Source organism: Kitasatospora sp. NPDC002965, assembly GCF_040611255.1.
GTDB lineage: Bacteria > Actinomycetota > Actinomycetes > Streptomycetales > Streptomycetaceae > Kitasatospora.
Window position 1 is genome coordinate 34,394 of sequence record NZ_JBEXNT010000078.1, and the last position, 10,042, is coordinate 44,435.

The following is a 10,042-nucleotide window of genomic DNA, read 5'->3' on the forward strand; positions in this document are numbered from 1 at the left end:
GAAGTCGGCCCGGCCGACTTCCCACTCCACCCGGTGGTGACGCGGCGTCTCGCTCGCACCGAGCGAGACGCCGCGACCGCGAGTCCGTCGGCGTCGATCAGAGATCCACCGTAGTCGGCGTCCCCGCTCCGACCATCTCGACTGAAGTCAGCCTTGGAGCGGTACCGGGTTGTCCGGGCCGTCCAGCCATACCGTGTGGCCGTCCCGCGTGGCGGTGAGGCCGAACCGGTCGAGTCCGGGACGGCCGCGGTCGTCCCACCAGCGCCACGCGGCTTCCACCTCGTCCCAGAGCCTCCGGGGACCGGACTGGTACACCTCGTACTCCGTGCGGCCCCGTTCGTAGTCGGCGGACGCCCACGACAGGGTGTCCCGGCTGTAGACCCACAGCGTGTAAGCGCCGTCCTCGTACCGTTCGGCCCGCCAGAACGCACCGGGCACACCGCACCCGATCACGAATTGTTCGAACCAACCTCCTGTGTCCGGAGGGGCCAGAGCGGTGGTGCCCCGCACCCCGCCGGCAGGCCACGGCTCGCCGTGCAGGTAGTCCTCGAAGGGCGGTCGTTCCGTCCGCTGTTGACGCAGTCTCATGAACGCCGAACTCCTGGTGAACCGGCCGCTCGCGCTGCTCCCGTCCCCACTGACGGTCAACCGGACGATTTGCTCGCCGCCGTACTCGGCGCCGAACGGGGCGAGGATGATTCCGCCGGGGGCCGTTTGGGCCAGCCATGCCGGAGGGATCTCCAACAGGGAGCACGTCGCGATGACCCGGTCGTAGGGAGCACCTTGCGCCCATCCTGACCGGCCGTCGCCCTCGACAACGGTCGGGCCGAGTCCGGCCCGGTGAAGATTCTCCCGGGCTCCGCGTGCGACGTCCGGGTCGTACTCGACGGTCACCACGTTGCGGTCGCCCAGGCGGTGAGCCAGGAGGCCCGCGTTCCATCCCGTGCCGGCGCCGATTTCCAGCACCCGGTTGCCCGGCTGTGCGTCGAGGTCCTGAAGCATCGAGAACACCATCATGGGCATGGAGTTGGACGAGCTCGGAGTGGTGCCGAGCCCGTCTCCCGCGTGGTCCCCGTCATCCCACTGCGTGGTCAGCGGGATGTCCGAGTAGACGGCCCTTCGCCACGCCTCGGGGTCCTGGGAGCGGTACACCGCGGCGTTCTGCCGCGTGCCGTCCGCGACCCCCGGCCAGATACGGTCCGGCACGAACAGCTCACGGGGGACGGCCTCGAACGAGGGGAGCCAGTCCGAGGACAGTGCGCCACCGGCCAACAGCGCGGAGGCGAGCCCACGGGGGCTCGCCTCCCGGTGCGTTGTGCCGGTCACTTGCCGCTCGCCGGTGACGAGCCGTCGGAGGTGTTGCCGCCCTCGTCGGACCCGCCGCCGCCGTGCCCCGAGCCCTTGTTGCTGTCGTCCTGCTGCTTGCCGCCCTTGCCGTCGCCCTTGCCGCCGCCGTGCTTGCCCATGCTTGGGGCTCCTCTCGATGTGGTGGTGTCGGATGGCTGGTGCCGTGCCGTGTCGGCCGCGCTCAGCGCCACCGGAGCCGAGCGGACCTGTACGCGGGTAGCCGCCCCGGTCTCGCGAGCTTTCGCCATCAGCACGACTCCTCTCCGTGACCGCACGAGAAGGTTCCCGTGACGGCGGAATCGCCGACAGGGACGGAACGTCCTATTTTTGGCGGCTAATCACAGAGCCCGAGTGTTCGTGCCAGCTGTCGTAGGCCGGGCGGGCGGGCGGGGCCGGCCAGGAGGTCGGCGACGATGGAGACGGCCAGCGTGTGGTGCCTCATCCATCCGGGCGCGACCCGTTGAAGCTTCTCCAGAGTCGCCACAGCCGACGTCGCGTCTCCGACGTCGACGTGGGCGCGAGCGACGTCCAGAAGGAGCCAGGTGCGCCACGACGGAGGGACGTCCGCGCTCAGTCTCATTCCTCGGGCCACCCTCAGCGCCTCATCCGGACGGGCGTGCTGCACAGCCAGCCGCACGCGCTCGATACGGACCGAGGAGCGGCTGAACACGCTGACCATGCGACCGTCCGAGGTGGCGGGCAGGCGAGCGAGCCCGGTCGTTGCCTTCTCGGCGGTGCGCATCATGTCCGAAGCGCCTTCGAAGTCCCCACCCCGAGCGGTACTCGTGGCCGCCGACATCAGCAGGCCACCCCAGACGCGCAGCCCGTCGGCGTCGGTGATGCGGCCCCGCTCCACTTCGTCGGCGGCGTGCACGGCCAGGTACCGGGCATCGTCGAGCCGGTTCTGCCGCTGATACGCCCAGGCCACGGAGTTGCACACCATCGCTGCCAGGAGCGGGTCCCCGGAGGCGTCCGCCGCTGCCATCGCCCTTTCCAGGCTGGACAGTCCGAGATCGGTCTTTCCCAGCCGAATGGCGAGGTGGCCGCCTAGTTGCAGTGCCTTTCCCAGGGCATGCTGCGCTGCCGGTCGGTCCTGCCCCTTGCCGACGGCGGCAGCGAGACGCGCATCACCGATGATCTGGGGAAGCATGCTCATCACGCGGCCGAAGTCGGCCTCGTGGTAGAGCGTCCACGCGTCGGCGACCTCGGCCCGGAGCATAGGAAGTGAGAGGTCGTCAGCACTGTCCGGGGTGGGCCGTGGAGCGAAGAGCGGCGGCATGATCGCACGGCGCACGGCCACGAGCTCCGGTGGTTCGGTGTCCCCGGTCGAGGGGACGGCCGGTGGGTCGCCCAGCAGCGCCGTCAGCTCGACGTCGAGGCCCTTGGCGAGGGCGTGCAGGGTGGGCAGCCGTGCTGACTGCTTCCGCCGTTGCTCCAGCTTTCGGACCACGTCCACGGAAATGCCGGCCTTCGTGGCCAGACCTTCCTGCGTGAGATCGGCCATCCTCCGGAGCTTGGCCAGGCGGTCTCCAAGGTGCTCGATAGCCATGCGCCGACAGTACGCCTCGGCTGCCGAGCATTGGTCGACCACTCGGCGAACGCGGAACGGCCCGGGCCCGGCTCGGCCTCCTCGGCCGCGTTCGAACGGCTTGGCCCGGCAGATCCCCGGGCCCGGTGGCGATGCTGCCGACCGGTTTGCCGCCGGGCCCGGGGACATGGAGTTGCGGGCGTCGGGAGGGCTGCCCCGGTGCAGGAAGTCGGCCGGGCCGACTTCCTGCACCGGGGAGCGGGGGTGGTGTTCCTGGTCAGTTCACGGCTGCGTTGCCCACGCCGTCGCGGCAGGACAGGGCGTCGATCTCGGACGCCGTGGGCCTGGCCTCGTTGCGCGTGTCCAACGGCACCTTGGGCAGGTTGTTCTGGAAGTCGCGGTCCCACTCGTTGCTCACCGCGTACTTCTTCATGGCCTCCCGCAGGATCTCGCAGTCCTTGCGGTGGCCCTTCGCGAGGGCGACGCCGTAGTCGTTCGCCGCCCCGAACGCGATCTCCGGCACGACCGCGAGCGTGGGCTCCGCCTCCATGAAGCCGTAGAGGATCAGCTGGTCGGTGGAGACCGCGTCCACCCTCCCCTCCTTGAGCTCCTTGACGCAGGTCCCCGCGTCCTCCTGCTCGCTCAGCCGCACCTTGCTGTAGGAGGGCTTGTTCAGTTCCGACGCGGACGTCGTGCTCCGCCAGACGCACACCAGCTTGCCGTCGAGGTCGCCGGTGCTCCGGAACCGGTCCCGGTCGTCCGCCCGCACGAGGACGCCCTGCTGGCCGGAGGCGTACGGGCCCACGAAGTCGAGACCCTCCCCCTCGCCGTTCTCCTTGAACGGCCGCATGCGCTGCTCGGTGATCGAGTAGGTGGCCACCACGAGGGCGAAGGTCTCGTTCCGCAGGAAGGGGGCGCGGTTCTTGGACAGCACGCCGTCGAAGAACGGCGTCCCCCCGTTGACCCGTTCCAGGAGTTCCCTGGCCACGGTGACGTCCAGCCCGACGAACTCGCCGGAGTGCAGTTCGAGGCCGGTCCCCGGCTGGTCGCTCTTCACCCCGACCCGTACTTGCTTCCCCTCGCCGAGCAGGGGCTTCTTCGCCTCGCCCCCGCAGCCGGTGAGGGCGAGGAGGGCGGCCACGGCGGCAGCCCGGATCGCCGGTACGTCCCGACGCTTACCCGTCACGTGCTTCCCCCAGGATCGTCGTCAGTCGTTGAAGAGCGTTCCGCGTGCCGCCACCTGCATGCTGCAGCCCGGCCCGGTGCGCACGGTGACGTCGATGGTCACCTCGCCGCGGCTCCCGCCGAGGTCGAACTCGACGACGGCTTGCGCGGGCACCCGCTTGGTCGTCGGGGTGACTCCCGGGGTGGTCGGCGTCAGTGTCGCCGTCGTCTTGTGGACACAGGTGGGGGACGTCGGGTTGTCGTCCGAGACCGTCAGCGCGAGGCGGAGGTGGTCCCGGACGTTGTCGGCCGTCGAGGCGGGCACCACCAGCGTGCGCGTCCCGGCGACGGCGCCGGCCAGGGGCTGGCCGCCCCGGACGGAGATCTCCACGGTGATCTCGCCGTTGCGCCGGACGTCCTCCAGACCGGCCAGCCCGAGGAGCGCGAGGACCAGCGCGGAGGACAGGAGCAACAGGCCGGCCGTGGACGGCTTGCTCGGCACCACTGCGGGCGCCGACCCCTTCGGGCCTTTCGCGGCCGCCCCGCCGATGACGCACAGGACGGCCAGGACGAACGCGGCGGAGAGGGCGAGGTAGAACCAGACGTACTGGTGCTGCGGACCTCCCGGCCAGGACAGGACGGCGTAGACGGCGGCGGCGACGGCCGCCAGGAGCGGCAGCAGCACCACGACGGGCAGCGAGTCGCCGTTCCGCCCGTTGCCGAAGTGGAAGATGCTGCCCGCGCCGATGGTGCTGCCGACGATCGCGCGGTCGCCGGTCGAGGTGACGGATGGCGGCCCGTTCGCGGCCGGGGGTTCCGTCACCGGGTGTCGCCGAAGTTGAAGGTGTTGTTGTCGCCGAAGCTGCCGCCGACGATCGTCCGGTCGCCGGTCGAGGTGTTCGTGACGGGTCCGGCGGGCGCCGTCCGGACGAGGTCCACCAGCCGTTCCGCGGAGAGGCCGCTCGTCGTCGCGCTGCCGAGCCACGAGGACAGTGCCTGGGCGAGACGGAGGCGCTCGGCATCACCGAGGCCGCTGAGCAGGGTGTCCACCTGTTCCTCGGCCAGGTGGTGACGGTCGAGGGCTTCGGCCACCTCGTCGGAGTGGCGTCCGAAGAGCCGGCGGAAGAATCCCTGGCCCGCGTCCAGGGTTCCCCCGGCTACGCGTTGGGCGGCTTCCTGTGTCAGGTGTGTCCCGAAGGTGGTTGCAGCGACGGTGAAATACGGAGCAATCGCAGTGATGTCGGCGAGCAGTTCGGACATGACCCCTGGCCCCCCCAGTACGTCTCGGCCACACGCTGATAGCTGTGTCGACAGGGATGGTAGCGATCGGGGGACCGCAGCGCATCAGGCTTGCTGGGCTGACTGTCCGTCAGTTGCCTGACGCAGGGGGCGATGTGGTGGCGGTCGGGGCTGCCGGCCCGTGAAGCCGGGTGCGTCGAGGCTGCCGGTGGTCCGGGCGTTCGCCCCGGTGCGGGACCGGAGGACGACGCGGCGGCCTTTCCGGGGACCGGGCCACCTGTCGGGCCGGGCTCCGGGGGAGGGGGATTCCTCGTTCGGGCCGAGTGGCGATCCGGAGGGAACGTCCTGGTATCGCAAAAGCCCCGCCCCGCCGAGCACCCAGCTCGGCGGGGCGGGGCTTTCGTGCTCCGGATCGTTCGGAGGTCAGGCGTGGTGGTCGAGTTCGCCGGCTTTGATGGCGTGGAGGAGACCGGTGAATGCGGTCGGGGTGGTGCGGAGGATGACGTCTCCGTCGTCGGACTCGCGGAGCTCGATCAGCCCGTCCGTGAGACGCACTTCGACGCACTCGCTGGAGGCGCCACTGTAGCTGGACTTCTGCCAAGCATGGGTGGTCATGGGGCCTCCGTGATCTGGGTATCGACGCTAAAGATCCGCCGCCTGTGGTCAGGTGTGGTGGTCGAGTTCGCCGGCTTTGATGGCTTGGAGGAGGTTCGCGAAGGTGATGGATTCGGTGTGGACTATGACGCCGGGGTCATCGGACTCCCGCAGCTCTACCGCCCCATCGACGGTGCGGATCTCGACACACTCGTCGTGTGCACCGCTAAAGGTGGACTTCTGCCAATCCTGGTCAGGCATACCTACCCTCAACTTCCTTCATGACGGATCGAATGAGCTCCAGTGACTCATCCTCGGGTAGGGCGGTGGCTTCCAATCGAGCAAACACTGATCGGTAGCTTGCCAGGTGTGCCGGCGAGTCGAAGAACTGGACGGCTTGGGCGACGTCCATCTGCACGGTGTCCAGCTCGGGGGTCACACCCTCGGCGAAGGTGAGGTTCTCGCTGGACCCGGGAAAGGTGTCGGCGCTGAACGGCATCACCCGGATCGAGACGCCAGGCATCTCGGAGGCATCTGCGAGAGCGGAAAGCTGCTCCACGAGGATCCTTGGTCCACCGAACTGCATGCGCAGCGCTGCCTCGTGGATGAACGCCAGGTAGGGGACCTGCTGAGAGTGAAGGACCTGTTGCCGCTTCATCCGGAACTCGGTTCTCAGGTCGATGTCTTGCTGTGTGGGAAGTGGCGTGGCGCGCGCGAACACCGCTGCGGCGTAGGAACGCGTCTGGAGAAGACCGGGAATGTACGTGGTCGTGCAGGTGTAGAGCCTTCGGGCGTGGCCCTCGACCTCTGCCACTTCGAGGAAGTCGGTCGCCAGGGCTCCCCGGTACTCCTCCCACCAGCCCTTCTTTCGTTCCACCGCCATGTCGGCGAGGGCGTCGATCAAGGGAGTGTTTCTGCACGCGCAGGCGGCGGCCACCGTCCGTAGCCTGTCGGAGCTGACGCCGATCTTGCCCGTTTCCATCTGCGTGACCTGCGTGGGGTTCAGCCCGAGGGCGCGTGCGAGCTGACTGCCGCCGAGACCGGCCTGCTCTCGCATCTTCCGCATCTCGGCGCCCAGACGGCGCTGGCGCAAGGTCGGGTCGCGTCGAAGCGGCATGTCGTCCTTTCGGGGTGGCTTGGGACCAGTCTGCCGCGCGCGCCATGAGGCGGTCCAACCATGCGTGGGCGGCCCGGATACTGCGGTTCCCCCGCAAGGGGGAATCTTCCAGATCGCGCCTTCAATTGAAGACGCTCTGGGCTATCGTCATTATCACAGCGATCCGACGGGTCGTCAGTAACGCTTGTTCGTACGGGCGGCAGGCGTCTGCTGCCCTCTCGCACCGCAGAGCAGCCATGGCCGGGCCTGGCTCACGGTGACGCATCCGCCGACGCTCACCCTCCCCACTCGCACGACCTCACTCGGAGGTTCCCCATGCGTGCCTTCAACCCGCCCGACTGGTCCGCCGCCCGCGAGGAGCTGCGGGACGTGCTCGCCCTCGCCTGCTGGCCGGACGACCTGATCCGCGACGCCGAACTCGCCCTCCACGAGCTGTACGTCAACGCCTGGCGCCACGCGGGCTGCCAGGCCCCGACCGTCGTGGTCGTCCTCCTCCCCACCCGCACCGTCCGCGTCTCCGTCGCCGACGACAGCCCCACCCTCCCCGAACCCCGCAGCTCCGCCGACCCCTACGAACTCTCCGGACGCGGCCTCCACCTCGTCCGCTCCCTCACCCACCGCTTCGGCGCCGACCCCCGCAAGTCGGGCAAGCGCGTCTGGTTCGAGCTGGACGCCGCCGCGTGAGCCCGGAACCGATCGCGCCGGACGACCCCGTCATCCGCACCTACACCGACGCCGAGGTCACCGCCCTGCTTGCCGAACTCCACGAAGCCGGACGCCCGTTCGGCATCCGCTGGGGCTCCGCCGCCACCCTCCCCGGCACCGTGGACGGTCGCATCCTGATCGACTTCGGCAACGCCCCCGTCGCCACCCTCCTCAACCTCCTCCGCCTCCTCCGCGAAAGGACCGACCCGCGATGGGAGACCTGATCCCCATCCCGCGCCCGCACATCGAGCGCACCACCGTCCCCTACCTCACCGTCGAGTCCGTCCCCGACGCCGACCTCCAGCTCCGCTTCCCCGTCGACCTCGACATCAACGCCGCCCCCGGCGACCACCTCGCCGTCCCCCTCACTCGCGCCCAGGCCCGCGACCTCCTCGAAAGCCTCGCCCACCACCTCGGATACCTCCGATGACCGACTACCTCGTCGCCACCGCCTTCGCCGTCCTCCTCGCCCTCGCCCTCGCGACCGTCGTCGTCGGCGTGGTCACGAGCCTGCGGATCGAGGACACCCCACCCCCACCCCCCATCACCCGCCACGGCCGCTGGGAACTGCGCCACCACCCCGACGGCACCACCGAATACGCCTGGATCGCCCGCCAGGCCGGCCACTTCAGCCCCGAAACCCGCCCCCACCCCCACCAGCGACAGAACCCCCAGGGCCGCCACCGCATACCCCGCTGACCGAACCGCTCAGCAGTGCCCGGGCCTTCTCCGACCCGGGCCGGTCGGTCGAAGCCTGGTGATGCCGGGTGGGTCGGGACCTCTGCGGGTCCGGGAATTGCCTGACGCCCGACCGGGCGTAGCGCGCCTTCGCCAACGGCCCTCCCCGCGCCGCCGGTGACGAGTGGTCGACCCCCAGCCGACCCCTCTGTCACACACTACGGTGACCGTACTATGGTGCGCAGTGTGAAGAACAAACGCTCCATGCAGGAGCCGACCTTCCTACTTCTCACCGCGCTGGCGGACGAGGCCCGCCACGGCTATGCGCTGGGAGACGAAGTCGCCGCGATCTCCGACGGCCGGGTGCGGCTCGGCTCCGGCAGCCTGTACGGCACGCTCGACCGCCTCCTGGCCGAGGGGTTGATCCGCGTCGAGCGCGAGGAGACGGTGGACGGGCGCCCCCGGCGCGTGTTCGCCCTCACCCCGGACGGCGAGCAGTCGCTCAGGGACGAGGCCGAACGCCTCCGCTCCGCCCTGCGCGAGGCCGACCGGCGCCTCGCCGCGACCATGATCCGCCCCGCAGGAGGCACGGCATGACCTCGACCTCGAAGCACTCCACGAACGCCCGGCTGCTGCGGCGGGCTCTCACGCTCTACCCGTCCTCCTACGGCGCCGGTGCGCTGGCGGAGGTCACCGAACGCGCCGAGCACCAGATCGCCCGATCCGGCCCGCTGGCCGGGCTGCGGGAGGTGGCCGACGTCGCCGGACACGGGGCCCGGGTCCGGCTCGGTCTGGTTTCCCACCGGCCGCTGGGCCGGGCGTTCGCCACGGCGGCGCCGGTCGCCGCGATGCTGGCCGGAACGTACGCGGCGGCCTGCCTGTGGCGGAGCCTGCGGCTCGCCACCGACCCCGAGTCCACGGGCTTTCCCACCGGCGCCGTCCCGACAGGTGGCCCGTTCCTCGCGGCGAGCTCCGTGCTCGTCCCTGCCGTGCTGGTGGCGTGTGCGGTCGTGGCCGGCCGCTGGTCGGCCGCGCGGGCGCTGGGCCTGGTCACCCTCCTGGCGGCCCCACTGTTCTACGCCCTGTCCCACCTGGGGTTGCTCGCCGCGGACCTCCGCACTGCGGCCGAGTTCGGCCTGGGCAGCCGCGGGTTCGGGCTGATCGTCCTCAACACCCTCGTCCTGCTGATCGCCCCGCGCGACCGGACCCGGGGGACCGGCGCCGGGCTCCGGCTGGTCGCCGTCGCCCTCGTGACGGCGGGCGTCGGCGTCGCGGTCGCCGGCGGGTCCGCCTACGAGCTCCTGATCACCGGCTTCGAGACCCTGGCCCCGCTCGCCGCCGGTGTCGCCCTGGCACTCACCGCCCGGACGACCGGGCACGCGGCCCTGGCCGCGACAGTCCTGGCCGCGCCGCCCGTCCTCACTCCCGTGCTCTTCGGCGGTCACCTGGCGGTCCTGACCATGGTGCCGCAGCTCGTCGTCCTGTCGGCCTTCGGCTACCTGATGACCCGAAGCGCGGTCCGGGTCGTCGGCCGCCTCCCCCGGAGGGGCCGTCTCTCCGGATCCTGACCGCAACCGGCGCCCGCCGCCCGTGCCGACACGACCCCGGGGCCGGGCCGGGGCCGGGGTCGTCGAAAGGGCGGGTCGTGTGGCCGGAGCGCCGCTCCGGCG

The 10,042-nt window shown here is 70.7% G+C and carries 15 protein-coding genes; 6 read left to right on the plus strand and 9 right to left on the minus strand.

Annotated elements, in window-relative coordinates; all coding sequences use genetic code 11:
- Window positions 1–147: 147 nt before the first annotated feature.
- The 9 genes from ABZY91_RS26470 to ABZY91_RS26510 all read right to left on the minus strand — a co-directional run bounded on the left by ABZY91_RS26470 (window position 148) and on the right by ABZY91_RS26510 (window position 6,989).
- A complete protein-coding gene (locus tag ABZY91_RS26470; protein ID WP_355405523.1) occupies window positions 148–1,326 on the minus strand; it encodes a methyltransferase domain-containing protein in 1,179 nt (392 codons plus the stop codon).
- On the minus strand, window positions 1,323–1,466 hold the full coding sequence (locus ABZY91_RS26475; RefSeq protein ID WP_329882024.1) for a hypothetical protein: 144 nt from the start codon (window positions 1,464–1,466) through the stop codon (window positions 1,323–1,325). The genes ABZY91_RS26470 and ABZY91_RS26475 overlap by 4 nt, the downstream gene beginning before the upstream one ends.
- Window positions 1,467–1,681: 215 nt before the next feature.
- Window positions 1,682–2,896, minus strand: coding sequence for a helix-turn-helix domain-containing protein (locus ABZY91_RS26480; RefSeq protein WP_355405524.1), 1,215 nt, complete (start codon window positions 2,894–2,896; stop codon window positions 1,682–1,684).
- 256 nt (window positions 2,897–3,152) lie between these two features.
- The gene (locus tag ABZY91_RS26485; protein ID WP_329949419.1) at window positions 3,153–4,061 is read right to left on the minus strand and encodes a transporter substrate-binding domain-containing protein; all 909 of its coding nucleotides are present in this window, start codon (window positions 4,059–4,061) and stop codon (window positions 3,153–3,155) included.
- A gap of 21 nt (window positions 4,062–4,082) precedes the next feature.
- Window positions 4,083–4,862: a hypothetical protein gene (locus tag ABZY91_RS26490; RefSeq protein WP_355405525.1), complete on the minus strand. Its 780-nt coding sequence runs from the start codon at window positions 4,860–4,862 to the stop codon at window positions 4,083–4,085.
- Window positions 4,859–5,299: a hypothetical protein gene (locus ABZY91_RS26495; protein WP_355405526.1), complete on the minus strand. Its 441-nt coding sequence runs from the start codon at window positions 5,297–5,299 to the stop codon at window positions 4,859–4,861. The genes ABZY91_RS26490 and ABZY91_RS26495 overlap by 4 nt, the downstream gene beginning before the upstream one ends.
- A gap of 402 nt (window positions 5,300–5,701) precedes the next feature.
- Window positions 5,702–5,893, minus strand: a complete 192-nt coding sequence (locus tag ABZY91_RS26500; protein ID WP_355405527.1) for a DUF397 domain-containing protein — start codon at window positions 5,891–5,893, stop codon at window positions 5,702–5,704.
- A gap of 48 nt (window positions 5,894–5,941) precedes the next feature.
- A complete protein-coding gene (locus ABZY91_RS26505) occupies window positions 5,942–6,133 on the minus strand; it encodes a DUF397 domain-containing protein (protein ID WP_355405528.1) in 192 nt (63 codons plus the stop codon).
- The gene (locus ABZY91_RS26510; RefSeq protein ID WP_329882031.1) at window positions 6,126–6,989 is read right to left on the minus strand and encodes a helix-turn-helix transcriptional regulator; all 864 of its coding nucleotides are present in this window, start codon (window positions 6,987–6,989) and stop codon (window positions 6,126–6,128) included. The genes ABZY91_RS26505 and ABZY91_RS26510 overlap by 8 nt, the downstream gene beginning before the upstream one ends.
- Window positions 6,990–7,304: 315 nt before the next feature.
- Between ABZY91_RS26510 and ABZY91_RS26515 the strand changes: the two genes are divergently transcribed.
- The 6 genes from ABZY91_RS26515 (at window position 7,305) to ABZY91_RS26540 (ending at window position 9,940) form a co-directional block, all read left to right on the plus strand.
- A complete protein-coding gene (locus tag ABZY91_RS26515; RefSeq protein ID WP_329949423.1) occupies window positions 7,305–7,673 on the plus strand; it encodes an ATP-binding protein in 369 nt (122 codons plus the stop codon).
- Complete coding sequence (locus ABZY91_RS26520) at window positions 7,670–7,918, plus strand: hypothetical protein (RefSeq protein ID WP_329949424.1); 249 nt, start codon at window positions 7,670–7,672, stop codon at window positions 7,916–7,918. The genes ABZY91_RS26515 and ABZY91_RS26520 overlap by 4 nt, the downstream gene beginning before the upstream one ends.
- Entirely contained in the window at window positions 7,906–8,124 is a 219-nt protein-coding gene (locus ABZY91_RS26525; RefSeq protein WP_355405529.1) for a hypothetical protein, read from the plus strand. Before ABZY91_RS26520 ends, ABZY91_RS26525 begins: the two co-directional genes overlap by 13 nt.
- Window positions 8,121–8,393 (plus strand): hypothetical protein, encoded by a 273-nt coding sequence (locus ABZY91_RS26530; protein WP_355405530.1) that lies wholly within the window; start codon window positions 8,121–8,123, stop codon window positions 8,391–8,393. The genes ABZY91_RS26525 and ABZY91_RS26530 overlap by 4 nt, the downstream gene beginning before the upstream one ends.
- Before the next feature lie 243 nt (window positions 8,394–8,636).
- Window positions 8,637–8,969, plus strand: a complete 333-nt coding sequence (locus ABZY91_RS26535; RefSeq protein ID WP_355405533.1) for a PadR family transcriptional regulator — start codon at window positions 8,637–8,639, stop codon at window positions 8,967–8,969.
- On the plus strand, window positions 8,966–9,940 hold the full coding sequence (locus tag ABZY91_RS26540; RefSeq protein ID WP_355405531.1) for a hypothetical protein: 975 nt from the start codon (window positions 8,966–8,968) through the stop codon (window positions 9,938–9,940). Before ABZY91_RS26535 ends, ABZY91_RS26540 begins: the two co-directional genes overlap by 4 nt.
- The last annotated feature ends 102 nt before the right edge of the window (window positions 9,941–10,042 follow it).